General features: G+C 61.2%; 22 protein-coding genes and 1 riboswitch. Of the genes, 10 read left to right on the top strand and 12 right to left on the bottom strand.

Features of this window, described 5'->3' with window-relative positions; translation table 11 throughout:
* Positions 1-74: 74 nt before the first annotated feature.
* Positions 75-1,145: an AI-2E family transporter gene (locus J3P91_RS06600; RefSeq protein ID WP_305496211.1), complete on the bottom strand. Its 1,071-nt coding sequence runs from the start codon at positions 1,143-1,145 to the stop codon at positions 75-77.
* A gap of 29 nt (positions 1,146-1,174) precedes the next feature.
* Positions 1,175-1,414: a sulfurtransferase TusA family protein gene (locus J3P91_RS06595; RefSeq protein ID WP_434603049.1), complete on the bottom strand. Its 240-nt coding sequence runs from the start codon at positions 1,412-1,414 to the stop codon at positions 1,175-1,177.
* 98 nt (positions 1,415-1,512) lie between these two features.
* Here J3P91_RS06595 and J3P91_RS06590 point away from each other — a divergent pair, with 98 nt between their 5' ends.
* Complete coding sequence (locus J3P91_RS06590; RefSeq protein ID WP_434603048.1) at positions 1,513-2,946, top strand: M48 family metalloprotease; 1,434 nt, start codon at positions 1,513-1,515, stop codon at positions 2,944-2,946.
* Positions 2,947-3,010: 64 nt separating this feature from the next.
* On the opposite strand, the gene J3P91_RS06585 is transcribed toward J3P91_RS06590, so the two are convergent.
* The 4 genes from J3P91_RS06585 to rpoE all read right to left on the bottom strand — a co-directional run bounded on the left by J3P91_RS06585 (position 3,011) and on the right by rpoE (position 6,821).
* Positions 3,011-4,438 (bottom strand): DegQ family serine endoprotease, encoded by a 1,428-nt coding sequence (locus J3P91_RS06585; RefSeq protein ID WP_434569489.1) that lies wholly within the window; start codon positions 4,436-4,438, stop codon positions 3,011-3,013.
* 227 nt (positions 4,439-4,665) lie between these two features.
* Positions 4,666-5,613: a MucB/RseB C-terminal domain-containing protein gene (locus J3P91_RS06580; RefSeq protein WP_434569490.1), complete on the bottom strand. Its 948-nt coding sequence runs from the start codon at positions 5,611-5,613 to the stop codon at positions 4,666-4,668.
* 8 nt (positions 5,614-5,621) lie between these two features.
* Entirely contained in the window at positions 5,622-6,209 is a 588-nt protein-coding gene (locus tag J3P91_RS06575) for a sigma-E factor negative regulatory protein (RefSeq protein WP_305496216.1), read from the bottom strand.
* 30 nt (positions 6,210-6,239) lie between these two features.
* Positions 6,240-6,821: an RNA polymerase sigma factor RpoE gene (gene rpoE / locus J3P91_RS06570; protein ID WP_003172477.1), complete on the bottom strand. Its 582-nt coding sequence runs from the start codon at positions 6,819-6,821 to the stop codon at positions 6,240-6,242.
* 559 nt (positions 6,822-7,380) lie between these two features.
* On the opposite strand from rpoE, the gene nadB reads away from it, so the two are divergent.
* A complete protein-coding gene (nadB, locus tag J3P91_RS06565; protein WP_434603047.1) occupies positions 7,381-8,997 on the top strand; it encodes an L-aspartate oxidase in 1,617 nt (538 codons plus the stop codon).
* On the opposite strand, the gene J3P91_RS06560 is transcribed toward nadB, so the two are convergent.
* Together J3P91_RS06560 and J3P91_RS06555 are read right to left on the bottom strand one after the other, a co-directional pair.
* A complete protein-coding gene (locus J3P91_RS06560) occupies positions 8,966-9,418 on the bottom strand; it encodes a protein YgfX (RefSeq protein WP_434569492.1) in 453 nt (150 codons plus the stop codon). The genes nadB and J3P91_RS06560 overlap by 32 nt on opposite strands.
* Positions 9,402-9,656 carry a succinate dehydrogenase assembly factor 2 gene (locus tag J3P91_RS06555; protein ID WP_039593311.1) on the bottom strand — a complete coding sequence of 85 codons (255 nt, stop codon included), beginning with the start codon at positions 9,654-9,656 and terminating at the stop codon, positions 9,402-9,404. The genes J3P91_RS06560 and J3P91_RS06555 overlap by 17 nt, the downstream gene beginning before the upstream one ends.
* Positions 9,657-9,805: 149 nt before the next feature.
* On the opposite strand from J3P91_RS06555, the gene J3P91_RS06550 reads away from it, so the two are divergent.
* Entirely contained in the window at positions 9,806-10,747 is a 942-nt protein-coding gene (locus J3P91_RS06550) for a YgfZ/GcvT domain-containing protein (protein ID WP_434603046.1), read from the top strand.
* Between the two features lie 36 nt (positions 10,748-10,783).
* Positions 10,784-11,605: an HDOD domain-containing protein gene (locus J3P91_RS06545; RefSeq protein ID WP_434569494.1), complete on the top strand. Its 822-nt coding sequence runs from the start codon at positions 10,784-10,786 to the stop codon at positions 11,603-11,605.
* Positions 11,606-11,659: 54 nt separating this feature from the next.
* On the opposite strand, the gene J3P91_RS06540 is transcribed toward J3P91_RS06545, so the two are convergent.
* Together J3P91_RS06540 and J3P91_RS06535 are read right to left on the bottom strand one after the other, a co-directional pair.
* Positions 11,660-13,051 carry a sensor histidine kinase gene (locus tag J3P91_RS06540; protein ID WP_305496221.1) on the bottom strand — a complete coding sequence of 464 codons (1,392 nt, stop codon included), beginning with the start codon at positions 13,049-13,051 and terminating at the stop codon, positions 11,660-11,662.
* Positions 13,044-13,715: a response regulator gene (locus tag J3P91_RS06535; protein ID WP_305496222.1), complete on the bottom strand. Its 672-nt coding sequence runs from the start codon at positions 13,713-13,715 to the stop codon at positions 13,044-13,046. Before J3P91_RS06535 ends, J3P91_RS06540 begins: the two co-directional genes overlap by 8 nt.
* Before the next feature lie 421 nt (positions 13,716-14,136).
* On the opposite strand from J3P91_RS06535, the gene J3P91_RS06530 reads away from it, so the two are divergent.
* Genes J3P91_RS06530 through J3P91_RS06515 form a run of 4 tightly spaced genes read left to right on the top strand, consistent with a single transcriptional unit; the run spans position 14,137 to position 18,198 of the window.
* Positions 14,137-15,129, top strand: coding sequence for a Bug family tripartite tricarboxylate transporter substrate binding protein (locus J3P91_RS06530; RefSeq protein ID WP_434569497.1), 993 nt, complete (start codon positions 14,137-14,139; stop codon positions 15,127-15,129).
* A 55-nt stretch (positions 15,130-15,184) separates the two neighbouring features.
* Entirely contained in the window at positions 15,185-15,646 is a 462-nt protein-coding gene (locus J3P91_RS06525; protein ID WP_305496223.1) for a tripartite tricarboxylate transporter TctB family protein, read from the top strand.
* A 1-nt stretch (position 15,647) separates the two neighbouring features.
* Positions 15,648-17,162 (top strand): tripartite tricarboxylate transporter permease, encoded by a 1,515-nt coding sequence (locus tag J3P91_RS06520; RefSeq protein ID WP_434603045.1) that lies wholly within the window; start codon positions 15,648-15,650, stop codon positions 17,160-17,162.
* The gene (locus J3P91_RS06515) at positions 17,155-18,198 is read left to right on the top strand and encodes an AbrB family transcriptional regulator (protein ID WP_434603044.1); all 1,044 of its coding nucleotides are present in this window, start codon (positions 17,155-17,157) and stop codon (positions 18,196-18,198) included. Before J3P91_RS06520 ends, J3P91_RS06515 begins: the two co-directional genes overlap by 8 nt.
* A gap of 107 nt (positions 18,199-18,305) precedes the next feature.
* Here the strand turns inward: J3P91_RS06515 and ung are convergent, their stop codons facing one another.
* Positions 18,306-18,998 (bottom strand): uracil-DNA glycosylase, encoded by a 693-nt coding sequence (gene ung / locus J3P91_RS06510; protein ID WP_305496226.1) that lies wholly within the window; start codon positions 18,996-18,998, stop codon positions 18,306-18,308.
* 131 nt (positions 18,999-19,129) lie between these two features.
* On the opposite strand from ung, the gene J3P91_RS06505 reads away from it, so the two are divergent.
* A complete protein-coding gene (locus J3P91_RS06505; RefSeq protein ID WP_434603043.1) occupies positions 19,130-20,242 on the top strand; it encodes an enoyl-CoA hydratase/isomerase family protein in 1,113 nt (370 codons plus the stop codon).
* Positions 20,243-20,362: 120 nt separating this feature from the next.
* Here the strand turns inward: J3P91_RS06505 and J3P91_RS06500 are convergent, their stop codons facing one another.
* Positions 20,363-20,782: a hypothetical protein gene (locus J3P91_RS06500; protein ID WP_305496228.1), complete on the bottom strand. Its 420-nt coding sequence runs from the start codon at positions 20,780-20,782 to the stop codon at positions 20,363-20,365.
* A 307-nt stretch (positions 20,783-21,089) separates the two neighbouring features.
* Positions 21,090-21,191: riboswitch (guanidine-I (ykkC/yxkD leader) on the top strand.
* 60 nt (positions 21,192-21,251) lie between these two features.
* Between J3P91_RS06500 and J3P91_RS06495 the strand changes: the two genes are divergently transcribed.
* Complete coding sequence (locus J3P91_RS06495; RefSeq protein ID WP_434569502.1) at positions 21,252-22,319, top strand: putative urea ABC transporter substrate-binding protein; 1,068 nt, start codon at positions 21,252-21,254, stop codon at positions 22,317-22,319.
* Positions 22,320-22,322 lie beyond the last annotated feature (3 nt).

Genomic DNA, 22,322 nt, shown 5'->3' with positions numbered 1-22,322 from the left:
CGTTAATCAATCCCCTGTGGGAGCGAGCCTGCTCGCGAAGGGGCCATCAGCCTCCCGACCAGTCAGATTGACTTCTACAACAACGGCGCCACCACCGGCTCCTTGCTCGGCCACGCATCCAGCACCGCCTTGAATAACGTCGCCAGGGGAATCGCAAAGAACACCCCCCAGAAGCCCCACAGCCCGCCAAACAACAATACCGCGCAGATAATCGCCACTGGATGCAGGTTCACTGCCTCGGAGAACAGCAGCGGCACCAGCACATTGCCGTCCAGCGTCTGGATGATCCCGTACACCGCCATCAGATAGATGAACTGGTCGCTCCAACCCCACTGGAACAGCGCGATCAGCGCCACCGGCACGGTCACGACCACAGTGCCGACGTAAGGCACCACCACCGAAATGCCCACCAGCAACGCGAGCAACGCGGCATAGTTGAGACCCAGGGCCACAAAGCCGATGTAGGTCACGCCGCCACAGATGAAAATCTCGATGACTTTCCCACGGATGTAGTTGGCGATCTGCCGGTTCATCTCCTGGGCCACACGGGTGATCAATGCCCGCTCGCGCGGCAGGTAGCCTCGGACCCAGCGTCCGATCATTTCCCGATCCTTGAGAAAGAAAAACACCAGGATCGGCACCAGCACCAGATAGATCATGATGTTCACCAGCAACGGCAGGCTGGACAGCGAAAACGTCAGCGCCCACTGGCCGAACTTGCCGATCTCGCCACGCACCACTTCGATGGTCTGCAGCACTTGCTCGTCCGAGACCAGGTGCGGGTAGCGTTCCGGCAGCAGCAACAACAGCGATTGCCATTTGGCGAGCATTCCCGGCAGCTCGTTGAACAGAGTCACCAACTGGTGCCAGAGCAACGGCACGATGACCACGAGGAACACCACCAGCAGCCCCATGAACAGCGCGAACACCAGCCCTACCGCCACGGAGCCAGGCAAACGCAGGCGTTCCAAGGCTGTGACCAGCCCCTGCATCAGGTACGCCAGCACCATTCCCGCCAGCACCGGCGCGAGCATCCCGCCCAGCGTCAGGACCGCCGTAAACGCCAGGAACAGCAGCACTGCCAGGACCACCGCTTCCTCATCGGAGAAGTAGCGCTGAATCCAGTCGCGTAACACTTTGAACATTAAAAATCCTTAGGAGACGCTGTCGGTTTTCAGGCTTTTCTCAGCCAGTAACGGTAGATGCCGTTATCGTCTTCTTCGCGCAGCAGCGTATGACCGGCCAAGCGGGCAAAGGTGCGAAAGTCGCGCTGGGAGCCCGCATCCGTGGCCGTCACCTTGAGCACGGCGCCACTGGCCAGGCGATTGAGTTCCAGCTTGGCCTTGAGCAACGGCAGCGGACAGTTCAGGCCACTGGCGTCCAGCTCGGCATCGTGGGCTACAGCATCGGTCATTGTTTCACTCCGCAACAGGTCGTCGAGCGGCCTAGAATATCTGGTCCCGGACCCGCTGTCCGGCTACAGTAAGGTCTTTGTCGACTAAGGCTTCGTGCATGACATTTCTGCGCCCCACCCTGCTGACGCTCGCTTGCCTGCTCGCCTCACCGGGCTTCGCCGACGACCTGCCGTCACTTGGCGATGCCAGTTCTGCCATCGTCTCGCCGGAACAGGAGCATCAGCTGGGCCGCGCCTGGCTGGCCTTGTTGCGCAGCCAGGTCTCGCAACTCAACGATCCGCAGCTCAAGGACTATGTCGAAACCAGCGTGTACAAGCTGGTGGAGACCAGCCAGGTCAACGACCGACGCCTGGAATTCATCCTGATCAACAGCCCCCAGCTCAACGCTTTCGCCGCACCCGGCGGGATCGTCGGGGTCAACGGCGGCCTGTTCCTCAATGCCCAGACCGAAGGCGAATATGCTTCGGTCATGGCCCACGAACTGGCGCACTTGTCGCAACGCCATTTTGCCCGCGGCGTCGAAGCCCAACAACGCATGCAGGTGCCGATGATGGCGGCGCTGCTGGCCGGCATCGTGATTGCCGCCGCCGGTGGCGGTGACGCCGGGATCGCCGCCATTGCCGGGACCCAGGCGGCCGCCATCCAGGAGCAACGGCGTTTTTCGCGGCAAAACGAACAGGAAGCCGACCGCATCGGCATCCAGAATCTGGAGAAAGCCGGTTACGATCCACGGTCAATGCCGACCATGTTCGAGCGTCTGATGCGCCAGTACCGGTTTGACGCCAAGCCCCCGGAATTCCTGCTGACTCACCCGGTCACCGAATCGCGCATCGCCGACACCCGCAACCGCGCCGAACAGGCCAAGCCGGGCGGAATCGAGGACAGCATGCGTTACCAACTGATCCGCGCGCGGGTCCAGTTGACCTATGAGGAAACCCCTGGCCTGGGGGCCAAGCGCTTCCGCGCACAGCTGGACGAGAACCCGAAGAGTGACGTGGCCCGTTACGGACTGGCGATCGCCCAGATCAAGGGCGGCCAACTGAATGAAGCCAGGGAGAACCTCAAGCCATTGCTGGCCAAAGCGCCCAACGAGATCATCTACAACCTCGCCCAGGTGGACCTGGACATCACCAGTAACAAGCTGGCGGACGCTCAATCTCGCGTGGATCGACTGCTGAGCCAATATCCGGGCAACTACCCGCTCAATCAGGTGCGCATCGATCTGTTGCTCAAGCAGAATCGCCCCGCCGACGCGGAAAAGGCCCTGGAAACCCTGCTCAAGAGCCGCCCGGACGACCCGGACATCTGGTACATGGTGGCCGAAACACGTGGCCTGTCGGGCAACATCATCGGCTTGCACCAGGCGCGCGCCGAATATTTCGCGCTGGTTGGCGACTATCGCCAGGCGATCCAGCAACTGGATTTTGCCAAACGACGCGCCGGGAGCAATTTCCCTTTGTCATCGCGCATCGACGCCCGCCAGCGTGAACTCATGGAGCAGGAACGCATGGTCAAGGACATGATGGGCTGAGCGTTGACCAGGCATAAAAAAACCGCCTCGATATCGAGGCGGTTTTTTTCAGCTGAATACCGGTTTATTCAGCCAGCTTGAAGGTAATGAAGCTTGCACGCCCCTGGCGCAGGACGCGCATCGACACCGAACGATTTTTCGGCAACGCCTTGGCGATGTCGGTGAACTCCTTGGCCGAGCCGATGGCCTGGTTGTTCAGGTGGGTAATGATGTCGCCAGGTTGCAGGCCGATCAACGCAGCGGGACCGTCCTGTACTTCCTTGATCACCACACCACCCTGCAATTCCAGGGTTCGCTTCTGCTCATCGGTCAGCTCGGCCACCGCGACACCCAGGCGATTGCTGCTGCGCTCGACGCCGGACTTGGGCAGCGAATCCAGTTCCTTGCCTTCTTCCGGGATCGCGCCGACAGTCAACTCGACATTCTTGCGCTTGCCTTCGCGAATCACTTCCAGATTGGCCTTGGCCCCGGCCTTGAGGGCGCCCACCAGATGCGGCAAGTCGGCGGACATGACAATCGGCTGCCCATTGAGGCTGAGAATCACATCGCCCACTTGCAAGCCGCCCTTGGCGGCCGGACCACCTTCCTGGATCTGCGCCACCAGCGCGCCGGCAGGTTTTTCCAGGCCAAACGACTCGGCCAGGTCCTTGTTCACTTCCTGGATGACCACGCCCAGCCAGCCACGGCTGACCTTGCCCTCGCTTTTAAGTTGGTTGGATACATCCAGGGCCACGTCGATCGGAATAGCGAAGGACACCCCCATGAAACCGCCCGAACGGGTGTAGATCTGAGAGTTGATACCCACCACTTCGCCGTCGAGGTTGAACAGCGGCCCACCGGAGTTGCCCGGGTTGATCGGCACGTCGGTCTGGATGAATGGCACGTAGTTTTCGTTTGGCAGGCTACGCCCAATGGCGCTGACGATGCCCTGGGTCACGGTATGGTCGAAGCCGAACGGCGAACCGATTGCCACCACCCACTGGCCGGCTTTCAGGTTCTGCGATTTGCCGAGCTTGAGCACCGGCAGGTCCTTGCCTTCGATTTTCAGCAAGGCCACGTCCGAACGCGGGTCGGTGCCGATCAGCTTGGCCTTCAGTTCACTGCGATCTGCCAGGCGCACGAGGATCTCATCGGCGTCGGCAATCACATGGTTGTTGGTCAGGATGTAGCCGTCTGGCGAGATGATGAAGCCCGAGCCCAAGGACTGCGCTTCACGCTGACGACCACCGCCAGGCGAACGCGGCTGTGGCATCCCTCGCTCGAAGAACTCGCGCAGCATGGGCGGCAGGCCTTCCAGGTCCGGCATCTGCGGGTCCATCACCCGACGCTCCGGCAGCTTCTGCGTGGTACTGATGTTCACCACGGCAGGCGAAGCCTGTTCGACCAGTTGAGTGAAGTCCGGCAACTCGACCGCCACAGCGGGAACGGCCTGACCGAGCACCAGCACGGTGGCAAAAATGGAGAGATAGGTTTTCAAGCGTGGTATCGACATACGGCTCCCGTTACGACGAGCATGGTTAAGCGATATGGAGCAGAAATACCTGGGAACGATACGCCAGTATTTTTGTTCCGCAAACAGACAAGGCCAGAGCCGAGCGGCTCTGACCTAATAGAAAAAAACTGGTTATTTTGCAAATGAAAATGCTGACAGGAAGTTTCAGCATTTTGCCCAAGCACGCTTGCCGGCCTCTTGCGCAATCGAGCCACCCGGGCAGCGTGTTATTGGGCTGCCGCGACGTCGGAACGCATGGACAACGCGATCCGTTCCGCCGTACCGATAGGTATTTCGCCAACCACCGTCACCATCATCTCGCCCTGGGGTGTAGTAAGCCGACGCGATACCGCTGCGGTCGGGCCAAGCTGCGTGCGGGTGTCGGTGGCAGTTGCACCGTTTAGCGGCTCCAGGAACACGGAGAAACGGGCCAGGCCATCGTCATACATCAAGCTACTGACCTGGATCTTGGTGTCCGGGTCCTTGTGCGCAGCGCTACTGGTCAATTCAAAGCCGGGCGGAAGCCAGTCGGAATGCCAGGCGGTTTTCACCGTGGCGGCCTTACCGGGCCCCTGCGCAACAGCCTTGCATTCGACACTGGCCTGCAGATCAGCGTCTGAAGGCTCACCGATGTTCAAGCGAGTGAATTGGAAACGTTCGAGCAACTGGCCTTTGTCACTGAGTAACAGGGACTTGAGCGGCAAGCCGGTCTCTCTGTCGAGATGCAGCTCAAAGCCATAGCGATGCTGATCCTTGGGAGTCAGGGCGACAATGACAGCCTGACGCCCAGCCACGCGCGACTTGCCAATAACGGCAAGGTCATACCAATTCTTGAGTTTCTGCGGATCGAGCGCACGTGCGGTGCCATCTGGCGTATTGCCCAGCCCGGCGATCAAGGTGCCGCTGACGCATTGAGTCTTTCCATCAATGCGCATGACCTCCTGTGCCGAACCATCGAGCTGGAGCAGCCGCTCGCGGACTTTGCCATCCTGGACGCGATGCCAGATGTTATGGGTAGAAAAACTACCGTTACGCTCGTAAACGAAAGTGCCTTGGAAGCTTTGCTGCTGCTCGGCTTGACTCAGACGATTGAGCCAGTCCTGAGCTTCACCGGCATAGGCTGGAACAACGCACCAGCCACCTACCAGAAGCGAGAAAAGAGGTATGGCGCGCATGGTCCTCCTTAACGGTTTTCCAGACTGGCCGCACGAGCGTATGGCAGCGCGCTTTCAGTACCTTTCAGCGCAGCCTGCTGGGCATGCTGACGCAGGTAGTTAGGCAAACGCTGATCATGCCAGCCTGGCTGGCCTTGCAGGACGCCGTTGGCCATCGGACCGGCAGCTTCCGAACCTTCGCTGTAGCCAGCCAGTACCGCCGGGCCCTTGACCTGTGGTGCTGCCAGGCCAGGCTGGTTGGACTGCTGCGCCATTTGCACGCCGGCAATCTCATCCTGGTTGTACAGACGCACACCTGCCAGTACAGCTACGGTAACCGAGGCAGCAACTGCCAGGCGACCCAGGCTGCGCCATGGACCGCGGGAGGCTTTTGCCGGCACGGCTTCGTCAGCCAGAGCAGCAGAAACGGCCGCAGCGATATCCAGGCGTGGAAGCAACAAGTCCTTGTGCATCACCGCCCGGGCAATCTGGTAGCGAGCCCAGGTCTCACGGGTTTCAACATCGTCAAAGGCATTCAATACCCGACGCAATTCCAATTCGTCCGCTTCGTTATCCATCACTGCGGACAGCGATTCCTGCAGGGCTTCACGACTCATGGCGTTCCTCTCTTGGCTGTCGCCGCTGTCTCAGTTTTCCTGCAACAATGGTTGCAGGGCTTTATCGATGGCCTCCCGAGCGCGGAAGATCCGGGAGCGCACGGTACCCACCGGACATTGCATGACGCTGGCAATGTCCTCGTAACTCAGACCGTCGAATTCACGTAAAGTTAACGCCGTACGCAAATCTTCAGGCAGTTGCTGAATGGTTCGATGGACAGTGCCTTCGATCTCATCCCGCAGCAATGCACGTTCCGGTGATTCGAGATCCTTGAGGCCGTGATCGCCGTCATAGAACTCTGCATCCTCGGAGCTAACATCGCTATCCGGCGGCCGGCGGCCGCGTGAAACCAGATAGTTTTTCGCCGTGTTGATGGCGATGCGGTAAAGCCACGTATAAAACGCGCTATCCCCGCGAAAATTACCAAGTGCCCTGTACGCCTTGATGAAAGCTTCCTGGGCAACATCCTGGGCTTCATGGGTGTCGTGCACAAAACGCACGATCAACCCGAGAATTTTGTGCTGGTATTTCAGCACTAGCAGATCGAAAGCTCGCTTGTCGCCGCGTTGAACGCGCTCGACCAGTTGCTGATCCTCTTCCTGGGTTAGCATGAACACTCCTCGATAAGCTCGAAGGAGGCTTGCATTACTAATCGTCCAAGCTTGCAACCATAGACTCGGGCTTTTCGCAAAAGTTCTCCCCCTTCCAAGCAAGTTTCCGGCGTGCTCTGATCCGGCACGCACGAAAAACGCAGCACGGGATTGCCCGGCCGCGCGAATAATCTGTCGTCGGGCCTGTCGGATGGGACTCGAATCGAAGTCCTGCACCAACCCGACGCTGTTCCCTTTTGCAGACAACCGTCTATTGAACCTAGGCGCTTGGCAAAAGTTCCCACCATTTGTAGCTCTTCGAAACGAAAATTTAGCAACCGTGACGAGATAAACAGCGTTCTGTCCTCGAAAAGGCTGCGTTGTCGCCGTTTCAGCAAAACCTTGATCCGACGAAGCGCGTCGCTTCCCTGTCGCACTGGTTCCATATTGCCATGAACGCCCGGCTATTGTGCCGATCCCCCCCTCTATATACTAGTGGGCTGCACGGTCGCCTGCCCCCATTGAACCGGATGCCTGGCACCCACCCCGACCCGGGTCGCTTTGAGCGGAAACCATTCGAATGAGCCAACAGTTTCAACATGATGTTCTGGTAATCGGCAGCGGCGCCGCCGGATTGAGCCTTGCGCTGACATTGCCCGCGAACCTGCGCATAGCAGTGCTGAGCAAAGGCGACCTGGCCAACGGCTCGACGTTCTGGGCCCAGGGCGGCGTCGCCGCCGTGCTGGATGACGCGGACACTATCCAATCCCATGTCGACGACACGCTTAACGCCGGCGGCGGGTTGTGCAATCGCGAAGCCGTGCGTTTTACCGTCGAGCACAGCAGGGAAGCCATCCAATGGCTGATCGACCAGGGCGTGCCTTTCACCCGTGACGAGCAATCGGGCACTGAAGATGGCGGCTTTGAATTTCATCTGACACGCGAAGGTGGCCACAGCCACCGGCGGATCATCCATGCAGCCGATGCGACCGGCGCGGCAATTTTCAAGACCCTGCTGGCCCAGGCCCGGCAACGGCCGAACATCGAATTGCTGGAACAGCGAGTCGCGATCGACCTGATCACCGAGAAACGCCTCGGCCTGGAAGGTGACCGCTGCCTGGGGGCCTATGTGCTCAATCGGGGCACCGGCGAAGTCGACACCTACGGGGCGCGCTTCGTGATCCTCGCCTCCGGCGGTGCAGCCAAGGTCTATCTCTATACCAGCAACCCCGACGGTGCCTGCGGTGACGGCATTGCCATGGCCTGGCGTTCAGGCTGCCGAGTGGCGAACCTGGAATTCAACCAGTTCCACCCCACTTGCCTGTATCACCCCTTGGCCAAGAGCTTCCTGGTGACCGAGGCACTGCGCGGCGAAGGCGCTCATCTGAAGCTCCCCAACGGCGAACGTTTCATGCAGCGCTTCGATCCTCGCGCCGAACTGGCCCCACGGGACATCGTTGCGCGGGCCATCGACCATGAAATGAAGCGCCTGGGCATCGACTGCGTGTACCTGGACATCAGCCACAAACCCGAAGCCTTCATCAAAAGTCATTTCCCCACGGTGTATGAACGCTGCCTGGAATTTTCCATCGACATCACCAAGCAGCCGATCCCGGTGGTGCCAGCGGCGCATTACACCTGCGGCGGGGTGATGGTCGACCGGCACGGCCGCACCGATGTACCCGGCCTGTATGCGATTGGCGAAACCAGCTTCACCGGATTGCACGGAGCCAATCGCATGGCCAGCAATTCGCTGCTGGAATGTTTCGTCTATGCCCGCTCGGCGGCGGCGGACATTCTGGAGCAGTTGCCGCAGATCGCCATTCCCACCACCCTGCCCACCTGGGATGCCAGCCAGGTGACCGACTCGGACGAAGACGTGATCATCGCCCACAACTGGGACGAACTGCGGCGCTTCATGTGGGACTACGTCGGCATCGTACGCACCAACAAGCGCCTGCAACGGGCCCAGCATCGGGTGCGTTTGCTGCTCGATGAGATCGATGAGTTCTACAGCAACTATAAAGTCAGCCGCGACCTGATCGAGTTGCGCAACCTGGCGCAGGTGGCGGAACTGATGATTCGCTCAGCCATGGAGCGCAAGGAAAGCCGAGGACTGCACTACACCCTCGACTACCCGGACCTGCTGCCCGAGGCATTGGACACTATCCTGGTGCCGCCCACCTACGCCGGCTGAACCTGAGCCGGACCCGCAGGCGCCGATGGACATCCGGCGCCAGCGCGTCGCGGGGCACGCATAATGAGCGGACCCACCACTCGCCCCGCAAGCGAAAGCGCAGCACCACAATCATCGGCAATGCCAGGCTGTCCGGCCGCAACTGCACCGCCTGCCAGCCGCCGCCCTCGCTCCAGAGCTGCCAGCCGTCGGCATCGCGACGCAAACCACGAAAGGCCTGGCGATGGCTCAGCAACAGATATCGCGGTAGCACCCAGGCGCCGTGGCCCAGGCACAACATGGAAGCAACGACTGCGAGCCAGGGAGGAATCGAGCACAGGAACAACGAGCCCAAGGCAAACACCTGGGCCAGTAGATAGGCCGCCAGCAGCTGCCGGGAGGCGCGCCAGCGGCACTCGAAGCGGCTACTTGGGCTGGACACGGTCCAGGATCATCCGGACCATGCGCTGCAGTTCCGGATCCTCGGATTCACTGCGTTCCATGAACCAGCCGAACATGTCCTGATCCTCGCATTCGAGCAAACGGACGTAACACGCACGGTCGACTTCATCAAGGTGTGGGTAGACCTCCTTCACGAACGGCACCAGCAGCACGTCAAGCTCAAGCATGCCGCGGCGGCTGTGCCAGTAGAGGCGATTCAGTTCAACATCTTCGACCATGGAGCACTCCTCAAATAGAGCGCAAGTATACAGGCCCGGCCGTAGCGGAACAGACGGCTTTGGTCGGGCGCCTCCGATCCTTTGTGAACTACCCATTTCAAGGGCGTCCCCTTATGATGTCTGCCAGACTTTTTACCCTGCGATGACCCATGGCTGATTCCGCTTTTTTCTGCACCCTGTCCCACGAAGGCGTTCTCGCGGTCCGCGGCGTGGACGCAAGCAAATTCCTGCAAGGCCAATTGACCTGCAACCTCAACTACCTGAGCGACAGCCGGGCCAGCCTCGGCGCACGTTGCACCCAGAAGGGCCGGATGCAATCGAGCTTCAGGATCCTGCTTGAAGGCGACGGCGTGCTCCTGGCAATGGCCAGCGAATTGCTCGAACCGCAACTGGCGGACCTGAAAAAATACGCAGTATTCTCCAAATCCAAGCTCACCGACGAGAGCGCCGCATGGGTTCGTTTCGGACTGGAAGGCGCCGATGCCACGCTCACCGACCTGGGCCTGGAACTGCCGGTCGATACCGACAGCGTGGTTCGCCATGAATCCTTGATCGCCATCCGCGTCTCTCCAGGCCGCGCCGAACTCTGGGCTCGCGCCGAACAGGCCGATACGCTGCGCACTCGCCTGAGCGCGAAACTGGCCGAAGGCGATCTCAACCGCTGGCTGCTGGGCCAGGTTCGCGCGGGCATTGGCCAGGTCATGCCGGCTACTCGCGAGCTGTTCATTCCGCAGATGCTCAACCTGCAGGCCGTAGGCGGCGTGAGTTTCAAGAAAGGCTGCTACACCGGCCAGGAAATCGTCGCGCGCATGCAGTACCTCGGCAAGCTCAAGCGCCGGCTGTATCGCCTGCAGCTGGGGGCAGGCGAGCTGCCAGAGCCGGGCACTCCGCTGTTCTCCCCCACTCACGGCAGTTCCATCGGCGAAGTGGTCATTGCTGCCCGCGCCGAACAAAACATTGAACTGCTGGCGGTGTTGCAGGCCGAAGCAGCGGAAGATGGCAATTTGCACCTCGGAGCTTTGGAAGGACCCGCGCTACAATTGCTGGACTTGCCTTACGAACTGGACCGCGACCGCGAAATCCAGCGTTGATCGCAACATTTTGTCGCAACACCCTAGAGAACCGAAATGAGCGATTTGGCGGATAAGGTCCAGCGGGATTTGGTGGCGGCCATCGATAATGATGACCTGGTCCTGCCAACATTACCGGAAGTGGCCATGCAGATTCGCCGGGCCGCCGAAGACCCGGAAATCAGCGTCAGCAACCTGAGCAAAGTGATTGGTCGTGACACCGCCCTCTCGGCGCGCCTGATAAAAGTAGTCAACAGCCCCCTGCTGCGTGCCACCCAGGAAGTAACGGACCTGCACACGGCCATCACGCGGTTGGGGGTCAACTACAGCAGCAACCTGGCGATCGGGCTGGTCATGGAGCAGATATTCCATGCTCGCTCCGAAGTGGTTGAGCAAAAGATGCGGGAAGTCTGGCGCAAGAGCCTGGAGATCGCCGGCGTCAGCTATGCATTATGTCGCAGCTACACGCATCTCAAGCCCGATCAGGCGGCGCTGGGTGGACTGGTCCATCAGATCGGCGTGCTGCCGATCCTGACGTACGCCGAGGACAATAATGAACTGCTGTCGGACCCGGTCAGCCTCAATCACGTCATCGAGACGATCCATCCCGTGCTGGGGGACAAGCTGCTCAGTGTCTGGGAGTTTCCGGAACGGTTGGTGAAGTTGCCGGGGCTGTACCTGGATTTCACCCGAGACTCGAAGCAACTCGATTATGTCGACCTGGTGCAGGTTGCCGCGCTGTACTGCTACAAGGATGCCGACCATCCGCTGAGCAGGATTGACGCGTTCGGGGTTCCGGCGATCAGGAAGCTGGGCATCGACCTGGACAACAAGGACCGCTGCGCGGATATCGAAGAAGCGCGGTCAATGTTTTATTAAGCAGGCCGGGCAATGAATGTGTGTTGGTCACAACCTGTGGCATTCGGCTCGGGCTCATTCTGAGCCAGGAGCAAAACTCACCCGCACCTTCAACCCGCCCTCCTGCCCATCATGCAGGGTGATCTGCGCCAGGTGCGCACGGCAGATTTCTCCGACAATTGCCAACCCCAATCCCGAGCCCGCCACTTGCTGGTTGCGCCGATAGAAGCGCTCGAATACCCGTTCCCGCTCAGTCTCGGGAATGCCTGGGCCGTCATCCTCGACTTCCAGTACCGCCGGCGCGGTGACCCGCAGGATCACGTTACCGCCCGAGGGAGTATGGGCCAGGGCATTGTCCACCAGGTTGCTCAACAGCTCGTTGAGCAAAGTCGGTTCGCCCCGTAACCAGACGGGTTCATCGGCTTCCAGGGCCAACGCAACCCCACGGGCATGGGCCAGTGGCGCCATGGCCATGCCCAGTTCTCGGGCGAGCTGGCTCAGGTCGAGCAATTGTGCACCGCCTTCGGCAATTGCCCGCGCGCCGTTCTCCACCCGCGCCAGCGACAGCAGTTGATTCGCCAGATGGGTCAAGCGATCAGTGCCTTGGGCGGCGGTTTCCAGGGTTTCGCGCCAGGTCGACGGTTCGCTGGCGCGCAAGCCCAGCTCCAGACGAGCCTTGAGCGCCGCGAGCGGCGTGCGCAGCTCATGGGCGGCATCGGCAATGAATTGCGCCTGGCGTTCGAACTGGCCGCGCAGCCGTTCGGTGAAATGATTGAGGGCACGTACCAACGGCCACAATTCGTGCTGGACTTCCACCAGCGGCAACGGCCGCAGATCGTCCGGCTGGCGTTCCTCCACCGCCGTGCGCAAGCGTTCCAGCGGGCGCAACGCCGCGCTGACCGCGAACCACACCAGCAACAGCGCGCCCACCGCCAGCATGCCCAGCCGCAACAAGGTATCGGCCATCAAGCTGCGGGCCATGCTGACCCGCGCCTCTTCGGTTTCGGCCACGCGGATTTCCGCCATGCCGTTCATTTCGGGTTCGCTCACGGCCTTGAGCAGGCTCACCACGCGCACATTCTGCCCTTGGTAACTGGCGTTGTAGAAACGTGCCAGCGCCGGGTAATCGTCGGTGCGCGGCGTACCGGGCGGCGGCCCGGGAAGATTCTCGTAGCCGGAGATCAGCTTCTGGTGGATGTCGTTGACTTGATAATAGATACGTCCGGCACTGTCATAGGCGAAGGTGTCCAGAGCGACATAGGGTACGTCCGCGCTGAGGGTACCGTCGCGCTGCGAAAGACCGGCGGCGATGGTTCGGGCCGACGCCAGCAGCGTCCGGTCGTAGGCCGTATCGGCGGCTTCACGGCCATTCCAGTAGGCGCTCAGGCCGCTGGCGAGCATCAGTACCACGAGCAACGAAGCAAGGTTGCGAAGTAGCCGCCAGCGCAGGCTGTCGGGCTTATGCATCGCGGTTTTCCAACAGATAGCCCAAGCCGCGGAACGTCACGATCGCCACCGCATGGCCGTCGAGCTTCTTGCGCAGGCGATGGACATAGATTTCGATGGCGTCGGGGCTGGCCTCTTCGTCCAGGCCGAACACCTGGGCAGCCAGTTGTTCTTTGCTCATCACCCGCCCGGGCCGGGCGATTAACGCTTCCAGGACAGCCTGCTCGCGAGAGGTCAGGGTCATCAGTTCCTCGTCGAGGGTAAAGCGCCGGGTGTCCAGGTCGTAGACCAGTCCACCACAGCGCTGCTGCCGCTCGCCACCCAGTACGCTACGGCGCAGCAGCGCCTTTACCCGCGCCTCAAGCTCGGTGAGTTCAAAAGGTTTGGCCAGGTAATCGTCGGCGCCGAGGTTCAGGCCATGGACCCGGTCCTTGACGTCGCTGCGAGCGGTCAGCATCAGCACCGGCAGCGTCTTGCCCCGCGCCCGCAAGCGCGCCAGCACCTCGAAGCCGTCCATGCGCGGCAGCCCGACATCAAGGACCGCCACCGCGTATTCCTCGCTGCTCAAGGCCAGGTCGGCGGCCACCCCGTCGTGCAGCACATCCACCGTCAACCCTGTGCTCTTGAGGGCCTGGGCGACACTTTCGGCGAGCTGCAGATGGTCTTCGACGAGCAGGACACGCATGGGGTTTTCCTCGATTCAGGGATGGTCGGGGCCATTCTTTGGCGCGGAGTTTACAGCCGCATCCGCCACTGTGAAGCTCAAAATCATCCTGACAGCTTTTGAAAGGTTAGCGAAAGGTTGGGCCGCTAGAGTCGCTCCACGGACAGTTTCGACTGCCGGTCGCGAAACACATCGCGAAACGAAAAACGCCTCGAAGCGTTTTCGCCGAATAAAAACAATAAGCGGAGTATTCATCATGCTGTCCATACAGCTTCTGGCTTCAACGCCCACCCGCCATTCCTGCCCCAACCAGACTACCCTTGCCTGTGCCGCTGCGCAGACCGAACTGCCGCGTCTTTGAAACGCGTTTGCGGATCTGCACCGTACATGTTCTGCGAAGCCTGACTTGAAACACACAACAACAACTCCTGTGGAGACAAAAATGAACCTATCACTGCGCAAAGTAGCCTTGGCCGCCGGATGCCTGATGTTCGCCGGGCAATTGCTCGCCGCGGACCCATCCAAAGAGCCGAAGCGCCCGGAATGCATCGCACCCGCTGCCCCTGGCGGCGGTTTCGACCTGACCTGCAAACTGGCGCAAAGCGCGCTGGTCAACGAAAAACTGCTGACCAAGCCGATGCGCGTCACTTACATGCCTGGCGGTGTCGGCGCGGTGGCCTACAACGCAGTCGTCGCACAACGCCCGGCCGACGCCGGCACGCTGGTGGCCTGGTCCAGTGGCTCGTTGCTGAACCTGGCGCAAGGCAAATTTGGCCGTTTTGACGAAACCAATGTGCGCTGGCTCGCTGCCGTCGGCACCAGCTATGGCGCCATCGCCGTGAAAAGCGATTCGCCCTACAAAAACCTCGACGATCTGGTACAGGCCCTGAAGAAAGATCCGGGCTCGGTGGTGATCGGTTCCGGCGGTACCGTCGGCAGCCAGGACTGGATGCAGACCGCTTTGATTGCCAAGGCCGCCGGCATCGACCCGCGCAAACTGCGCTACGTGGCCCTTGAAGGCGGCGGTGAAATCGCGACCGCCCTGCTCGGTGGCCATATCCAGGTGGGCAGTACCGACATCTCCGACTCCATGCCACACATCCAGAGCGGCGACATGCGTTTGCTGGCGGTGTTCTCTGATAAACGCCTGGACGAGCCGGAGATGAAAGACATCCCGACCGCCGTGGAACAAGGCTACGACATCCGTTGGCCGGTAGTACGTGGCTTCTACCTGGGCCCGAAGGTCACCGATGCAGAATACGAATGGTGGAAAAACGCCTTTGACAAGCTGCTGGCCTCCGAAGAGTTCGCCAAGCTGCGCGACCAGCGGGAACTGTTCCCGTTCGCCATGACCGGTCCGGAGCTGGACGCCTACGTGAAGAAGCAAGTGGCCGACTACAAGATGCTGGCCAAAGAATTCGGCCTGATCCAGTAATCGCCTCTGTTCTCGCGGCGGTACCGGCACAGTCGGCGCCGCCCAGGAGTTAGTCATGCTCGTCATCCAACGTATTATTGCCGCGGTGCTGCTGCTGGCCTGCATCGGCCTGGCACTGATGGCCTGGCCCTATCAGGCAGCCTTTTCCTATGAACCGGTTGGCCCGCGTGCCTTTCCCCTGCTGATACTCGGGCTGATGGGACTGGCGCTGCTGTACATGCTGTTTCGTCCCACGCCCGTCGTGCACAGCGAAGACGATCCGCACCTGGACCGTGAAACCCTGCAGAAGATCGGTATCTGCGTGGCGCTGCTGCTGGTATTCGCCGGGACCTTCGAGCCCTTGGGATTCATCCTCGCCAGCATTCTGATCGGCGTGCCGATGGCACGTCTGTACGGCGGCCGCTGGGTGCCGAGCGTGGTGATCATCAGCCTCATGGCCATTGGTCTTTATCTGTTGTTCGACAAGCTGATGGACGTGCCGCTGCCCCTGGGCCTGCTCGGCGTCCTGGAGAATTGATATGGATACCCTGAATTATCTCGGCCAGGGTTTTGGCGTTGCGCTGACGCCGTACAACCTCGTCACCGCGTTGAGCGGCACGCTGATCGGTACCGTGGTCGGCCTGTTGCCGGGCCTGGGGCCGATCAACGGCGTGGCGCTGCTGATCCCGATTGCCTTTGCCCTGGGCCTGCCGCCGGAATCGGCGCTGATCCTGTTGGCGGCGGTGTACCTGGGCTGCGAATACGGCGGACGTATCAGCTCGATCCTGCTTAACATCCCCGGTGAAGCCTCCACCGTGATGACCACCCTGGACGGCTACCCGATGGCCCGCCAAGGCCTGGCCGGGGTGGCGTTGTCGCTGTCGGCGTGGAGTTCGTTCATCGGCGCGTTCATCGCCACCTGCGGCATGGTGTTGTTTGCGCCACTGCTGGCCAAATGGGCGATCGCCTTCGGACCGGCGGAATATTTCGTCCTGATGGTGTTTGCCATTGTCTGCCTCGGCGGCATGGCCGGCGACCGACCGCTCAAGACCTTCATCGCTGCGCTGATCGGGCTGTTCCTGTCTTGCGTCGGCATCGATGCGAACAGCGGCGTGTACCGTTTTACGGGTGACAACATCCATTTGACCGATGGCATCCAGTTCGTCGTGCTGGTGCTGGGCCTGTTCTCCATCAGCGAGATTCTGTTGCTGCTGGAAAAAACCCATCGCGGCCAGGAGGCGGTGAAAGCCACCGGGCGGATGATGTTCAACTTCAAGGAAGCGGCCTCGGTGTTCTGGGTGAACATCCGCTGCGGCGTGCTCGGTTTCATCATGGGCGTATTGCCTGGCGCTGGCGCAACCCTGGCCAGTGCCGTGGCCTACATGACCGAAAAACGCATGGCTGGAGCCAGTGGGACGTTCGGCCAGGGCGACAAGCGTGGCCTCGCGGCGCCGGAAACCGCCATCGGCGGCGCGGCTTGCGGCGCGCTGGTGCCAATGCTGACCCTCGGCGTCCCAGGTTCGGGCACCACGGCGGTGATGATCGGCGCGCTGTCGCTCTATAACATCACGCCCGGCCCGCTGCTGTTCCAGCAACAGCCGGACATCGTCTGGGGCCTGATCGCTTCGTTGTTCGTCGCCAACGTCATGCTGGTGATCCTCAACATCCCGATGATTCGTATCTTCACCCGCATCCTGGCCGTGCCGAACTGGGCGCTGGTGCCGGTCATCGCGATCATCACCGGGATCGGCGTTTACGCTGTGCACGCGACCACATTCGACCTGTTCCTGATGATCGGCATCGGCATCTTCGGTTACATCCTGCGCAAGCTGGATTTCCCGCTGTCGCCCGTGCTGCTGGGCTTCATCCTTGGCGGTCTGATGGAGCAGAACCTGCGTCGTGCATTGTCGATTTCCAATGGCGCGTTGGAAATCCTCTGGTCCAGCCCGATCACCTTCGGCTGCTGGGTCCTGACGGCAATCATGTTGTTCCTGCCGCTGCTGCGCATCTGGCGTCGTCGCAGTGCCCAGCGTCGTGCCCTGGCCAATGTCTGAGGCGACAACTTTCAGACAATGGTGGGGAACACCGCTGGTCGGTCTGGCCGGCGGTTATCTGGCCAGCCTGATCGGCTGGCCCTTGCCCTGGATGGTCGGCTCGCTGTTGGCGATCATCCTGGTGCGCTGTCTCACTCCCTGGCAACTGATGGAAATCCCCGGCGGCCGCAAATGCGGCCAATGGGTGGTGGGCATCGGTATCGGCCTGCACTTCACGCCGGTGGTGATGGAACAGGTCCTCAGCCACTTCGGCCTGATCTTCTTCGGCGCGCTGATCACCAGCGTGTCCAGCATCGTAAGTGTCTGGCTGATGCGCCGCACCGGCGAAGACCGCGCCACGGCCTTTTTCTCCAGCATGCCGGGCGGTTCCGGCGAGATGGTCAACCTCGGCGCCCGCAATGGCGCGATGCTCAGCCATGTTGCCGCGGGCCAGAGCCTGCGTGTGCTGGTGGTGGTGTTGTGCGTGCCGGCTGCCTTCAAGTATCTGCTCGGTGACGGCACGCCGGTGCAACACGCCACGGCGGTGGATTGGTTGTGGCTGGCGGTTCTGTTTCCGGCGGGTGCCCTCCTCGCCTGGATCTGGGAGCGCTTGCGCCAACCCAATCCATGGCTGTTCGGGCCCTTGTTGGTCAGCGCGGCGGTGAGCATCGGCTGGGACCTGCACATCGGCCTGCCCGACGGCGGCAGCCAGATCGGCCAATGGCTGATCGGCAGCGGCCTGGGCTGTCATTTCAACCGGCAGTTCTTCCGCCGCGCACCGTCGTTCATGGGTCGTACCTTGATTGGCACGGTGCTGACCATGCTGATCGCCACGCTTGCGGCCCTGGGCCTGAGCACCTTGACCCACCTGGACTTGCGCTCGCTGACCCTGGGCATGATGCCCGGCGGCATCGCCGAAATGAGCTTGACGGCGGAGACCCTGCAACTGTCGGTGCCGTTGGTGACGGCGCTACAGGTGATGCGGCTGTTGTTCGTGCTGTTTCTGGCTGAGCCGTTGTTCAGGTATTGGGTTCGCAGACCGGATCCGGGCTTGTAGACCGAGTTGCCTTCATCGCGAGCAAGCTCGCTCCCACAGGGATTTGTGTTGCCCTAGAACCCTGTGGGAGCGAGCTTGCTCGCGATGGGGCCCGCCCGGCTAGCGCATCAAACCGGCGGCAACCGCCAATCGATCGGCTGCTCGCCATGCTGCTGGAGAAACTTGTTGGTCCGGCTGAAATGCCCGCAGCCGATAAAGCCCCGATGGGCTGACAGCGGTGACGGGTGGACCGAGGTCAACACCAGATGCTTGGTCGCATCGATCAGCTTCTGCTTGCTCTGGGCATGAGCGCCCCACAGCAGGAATACCAGGTGCGGCTGGTGTTCGCTGACCACTTCGATGACTTTGTCGGTAAAGTGCTGCCAGCCTTTTTTAGCGTGGGCATTGGCATTGGCGCGCTCCACGGTCAAGGTCGTGTTGAGCAACAACACACCCTGGTCGGCCCAGCTCTGCAGATAGCCATGGTTGGGGATATCGATGTTCAGGTCGCGCTTCAATTCCTTGTAGATGTTCACCAGCGACGGCGGCGTCGGCACGCCCGGCTGCACCGAAAAGCACAAGCCATGGGCCTGGCCCGGGCCGTGGTACGGGTCCTGGCCGAGGATCACCACCTTGACCTTGTCCAGCGGCGTGGAATTGAGCGCATTAAAAATCAGCGGGGCCGGCGGATAGATTTCCTTGCCGGCGGCGTATTCACTGCGCAGGAACTCGCGCAACTCCGCCATGTACGGCTGGTCGAACTCGGCACGCAGTGCCTGCTTCCAGCTGGGTTCGAGTTTGATACGGTCGTCAGCGGTCATGGTTGCACCCGGTAGAAACAATGGGCGCACCCTAGGAAAGCCTACAGGGCTTGTCAATTGATCTGACGTCAATCCGGCACTTTCCCCCACAGCAGTCATACTGATCATTCAATTTTCCGATCGAGGTCACGATGAATCTGCACTTCGAAGAACTGACCGGCATCAACGGGGCGCGCCTGGGCGTCGCCACGCTGGATGCCGAAAAATCCTTGAACGCCCTTTCCCTGCCGATGATCAACGCCCTGCGCGATCGCCTCGACGCCTGGGCCCGGGAATCGCAGATTGTCTGTGTGCTGTTGCGCGGCAATGGTGCCAAGGCCTTCTGCGCCGGTGGCGAGGTGCGCAGCCTGGTCGAAGCGTGTCGCGCCCACCCCGGCGAAGTGCCGCCGCTGGCGGCGCAGTTTTTCGCTGCCGAATACCGGTTGGACTTCAATCTGCACACGTATCCGAAACCGTTGATCTGCTGGGGCCATGGCTATGTACTCGGCGGCGGCATGGGCCTGCTGCAAGGCGCCAGCACGCGAATCGTCACGCCGAGCAGTCGACTGGCGATGCCGGAAATCAGCATCGGCTTGTATCCGGACGTCGGCGCCAGTTGGTTCCTGTCGCGTCTGCCGGGCAAGCTTGGCCTGTTCCTCGGCCTTACCGGCGCCCACATGAACGCCAGGGATGCCATTGATCTGGGTCTGGCCGATCGCTTTCTGCTCGATGAGCAGCAGGATGACCTGATCGAAGGCTTGTTGCAGCTTAACTGGCAGGAACAGACCGAGATGCAGCTCAACAGCCTGCTCAAGGCCCTGCAGCAAGAAGCACTGCCGCAACAACCCGAAGCCCAATGGTTGCCGCGTCGGCAGCAAATCGATGAGTGGCTGGATGTCAGCGACGTGCGCTGCGCCTGGAAAGCCCTCAGCCTGCTGGTGGATCATCCGGACCCATTGATCGCCCGAGCCGCCAGGACCATGACCGAAGGCTCGCCGCTGACGGCGCACCTGGTCTGGGAGCAGATCAGCCGCGCCCGCCCTTTGTCATTGGCCGGTGTGTTCCGCATGGAATACACCTTGAGCCTCAACTGCTGCCGCCATCCGGAATTCAGCGAAGGCGTGCGGGCGCGGTTGATCGACAAGGACCACAAGCCGCGCTGGCATTGGCCGGATATCAATCATGTGCCGCAAGCGGCGGTCGAGGCGCATTTCCGTAAGGTATGGGAGGGGCGGCATCCGTTGGCGGATTTGTCCAACGAATAACGGACCTGCTTTTGGTGGGCATACCTTTGGTGGAACCCGCCCCCACAGGGTTTAGAGGGTTAGCTTTACGCAGGCACAAAAAAAGCGGCGCTCATTGCGCCGCTTTTTGCTGCCGATCCGTCAGCGATGACCGCCCCGTCCGTCATGGCCACGTCCATCATGGCCACGTCCCCGATGATCATGCCCACGGTCACGTCCGCCCCGGCCGCGACGGTCGTCATTCCAGCCGCCCCGGTCCCGGCCGTCCCAGCCGCCCCGATGCGGATAGGGGCGATACGCCGCTCGCGGTGGCGAGTAATAGCGTGGGCCATGCTGGTAGTAGCGCGGAGCCGAATAATAACGCGGCGCCGGCTGGTAGTACCGGGGTGGTGCGTAATAGCCACGCGGTGCCGAGTAGTAACTTCCACCGCCGCTGTAATAGACCGGCGCCGGAGAGGTGTAGACCTCGGAACGGTAGTAGCTGGAGCCTCCGTCGGAATAAGGCACGCAGGCCGAAAGAGTCAAACCGAGAAACGCAATGAGCAGCAGTCGTCGATACATGGCGGCCTCCTGGACCGCGGATGGGCCACATCAGCGACGCTGACGGGCGGCAGTCATCTATTGGGGTGACTGACGATTAATCTGACAGCGAAATCGGAATCTGGTGCGACGTTGCAATAACTCGAAACATGTAGCCTTTTGCTTCATTGCGGTGCGCCACAGCACCACAACAACGCATGAATCCGCTTGAGATCCGCGCCTTCCTGGCATGCGGTCGCTCTGGGCCGGGGCTTGCGCGTACTTGGCACGGCTCTCGCTTTAACGAACCTTGTGCAGGAGTCATCACAGGTTCGCGGCACCACAATTTGCAATGGCTGACTAGGGTTCCGGCTCGCCTCTGGCGAGTGGCTGGTCCGAGAGTTGGCGACCTCCAGTTGAGGTTACACGGCGGGACAAAAGCCCGGGAGACAAGCCACCGTTCGCGGTGCCGCGTTGCTCCTGTCCGCCCTTGATCAACTGGAGAACCACCATGCTCAAGCTTCGTCTGTCCTCACTGCTCCTCGCCGCGCTTGCGGCCTTCGCGAGCATCCCATCCCACGCCGCGCCCAAGGACCATTTCAGCGTCTGCTGGACCATCTATGCCGGCTGGATGCCCTGGGAATACGCCGGCAGCCAGGGCATCGTCGACAAATGGGCGAAGAAATACGGCATCACCATTGATGTCGTGCAGCTCAACGATTACGTCGAATCCATCAACCAGTACACCGCCGGTCAGTTCGATGGCTGCACCATGACCAACATGGATGCCCTGACCATTCCCGCCGCCGGCGGCGTGGACAGCACCGCACTGATCGTCAGTGACTTCTCCAACGGCAACGACGGCATCGTCCTCAAGGGCGAGGGCAAGAAAGTCGCCGACCTCAAGGGCATGGACGTCAATCTGGTGGAATTGTCGGTGTCCCACTACCTCTTGGCTCGGGCCCTGGATTCGGTCGGCCTCGCCGAGAAAGACCTGAAAGTCGTCAACACCTCCGACGCCGATATTTCTGCCGCCTTCAACACCGACCAGGTCAAAGCCGTCACGACATGGAACCCGATGCTCTCGGACATCAAGGCCCAGCCGGGTGTCAGCGAAGTATTCAACTCCAGCCAGATTCCCGGCGAAATCATGGACATGATGGTGGTCAACACTCAGACCCTCAAAGACAACCCGGCCCTGGGCAAGGCACTGACCGGCGCCTGGTTCGAAGTGGTGGCGCTGATGAACGCCAGGAACGCAGCCGCCAATGCCGCGCTGGAACACATGGCCAAGGCGTCGGGTACTGATCTCAAAGGTTTCCAGGCGCAACTGGACACTACCAAGCTGTTCGCCACCCCCAAGGAAGCCCTCGCCTTCGCCACCAGCGAGCAACTGCCCGCCACCCTGCGCAAGGTCGCCGAGTTCTCGTTCCGCCACGGTCTGCTGGGGGAAGGCGCCAAGGATGCCGACGCAGTGGGCATGGCGTTCGCCAATGGCGTGACCCTGGGCGACAAAACCAACCTCAAGCTGCGCTTCGACCCCACCTACGTGCAACTGGCCGCCGACGCCAAGTTGTAGGAC

Source organism: Pseudomonas sp. Z4-7, from assembly GCF_051131965.1.
In the GTDB taxonomy this organism is placed as follows: Bacteria; Pseudomonadota; Gammaproteobacteria; order Pseudomonadales; family Pseudomonadaceae; genus Aquipseudomonas.
Note: the sequence above shows the minus strand (reverse complement) of the source record. Positions and strands in the feature narration are given on the sequence as shown.

Excerpts from the sequence above, each read along its gene's own strand:
- J3P91_RS06600 (WP_305496211.1), bottom strand. The coding sequence starts at position 1,145 with ATGTTCAAAGTGTTACGCGACTGGATTCAGCGCTACTTCTCCGATGAG.
- J3P91_RS06595 (WP_434603049.1), bottom strand. The coding sequence starts at position 1,414 with ATGACCGATGCTGTAGCCCACGATGCCGAGCTGGACGCCAGTGGCCTG.
- J3P91_RS06590 (WP_434603048.1), top strand. The coding sequence starts at position 1,513 with ATGACATTTCTGCGCCCCACCCTGCTGACGCTCGCTTGCCTGCTCGCC.
- J3P91_RS06585 (WP_434569489.1), bottom strand. The coding sequence starts at position 4,438 with ATGTCGATACCACGCTTGAAAACCTATCTCTCCATTTTTGCCACCGTG.
- J3P91_RS06580 (WP_434569490.1), bottom strand. The coding sequence starts at position 5,613 with ATGCGCGCCATACCTCTTTTCTCGCTTCTGGTAGGTGGCTGGTGCGTT.
- J3P91_RS06575 (WP_305496216.1), bottom strand. The coding sequence starts at position 6,209 with ATGAGTCGTGAAGCCCTGCAGGAATCGCTGTCCGCAGTGATGGATAAC.
- rpoE (WP_003172477.1), bottom strand. The coding sequence starts at position 6,821 with ATGCTAACCCAGGAAGAGGATCAGCAACTGGTCGAGCGCGTTCAACGC.
- nadB (WP_434603047.1), top strand. The coding sequence starts at position 7,381 with ATGAGCCAACAGTTTCAACATGATGTTCTGGTAATCGGCAGCGGCGCC.
- J3P91_RS06555 (WP_039593311.1), bottom strand. The coding sequence starts at position 9,656 with ATGGTCGAAGATGTTGAACTGAATCGCCTCTACTGGCACAGCCGCCGC.
- J3P91_RS06550 (WP_434603046.1), top strand. The coding sequence starts at position 9,806 with ATGGCTGATTCCGCTTTTTTCTGCACCCTGTCCCACGAAGGCGTTCTC.
- J3P91_RS06545 (WP_434569494.1), top strand. The coding sequence starts at position 10,784 with ATGAGCGATTTGGCGGATAAGGTCCAGCGGGATTTGGTGGCGGCCATC.
- J3P91_RS06540 (WP_305496221.1), bottom strand. The coding sequence starts at position 13,051 with ATGCATAAGCCCGACAGCCTGCGCTGGCGGCTACTTCGCAACCTTGCT.
- J3P91_RS06535 (WP_305496222.1), bottom strand. The coding sequence starts at position 13,715 with ATGCGTGTCCTGCTCGTCGAAGACCATCTGCAGCTCGCCGAAAGTGTC.
- J3P91_RS06530 (WP_434569497.1), top strand. The coding sequence starts at position 14,137 with ATGAACCTATCACTGCGCAAAGTAGCCTTGGCCGCCGGATGCCTGATG.
- J3P91_RS06525 (WP_305496223.1), top strand. The coding sequence starts at position 15,185 with ATGCTCGTCATCCAACGTATTATTGCCGCGGTGCTGCTGCTGGCCTGC.
- J3P91_RS06520 (WP_434603045.1), top strand. The coding sequence starts at position 15,648 with ATGGATACCCTGAATTATCTCGGCCAGGGTTTTGGCGTTGCGCTGACG.
- J3P91_RS06515 (WP_434603044.1), top strand. The coding sequence starts at position 17,155 with ATGTCTGAGGCGACAACTTTCAGACAATGGTGGGGAACACCGCTGGTC.
- ung (WP_305496226.1), bottom strand. The coding sequence starts at position 18,998 with ATGACCGCTGACGACCGTATCAAACTCGAACCCAGCTGGAAGCAGGCA.
- J3P91_RS06505 (WP_434603043.1), top strand. The coding sequence starts at position 19,130 with ATGAATCTGCACTTCGAAGAACTGACCGGCATCAACGGGGCGCGCCTG.
- J3P91_RS06500 (WP_305496228.1), bottom strand. The coding sequence starts at position 20,782 with ATGTATCGACGACTGCTGCTCATTGCGTTTCTCGGTTTGACTCTTTCG.
- J3P91_RS06495 (WP_434569502.1), top strand. The coding sequence starts at position 21,252 with ATGCTCAAGCTTCGTCTGTCCTCACTGCTCCTCGCCGCGCTTGCGGCC.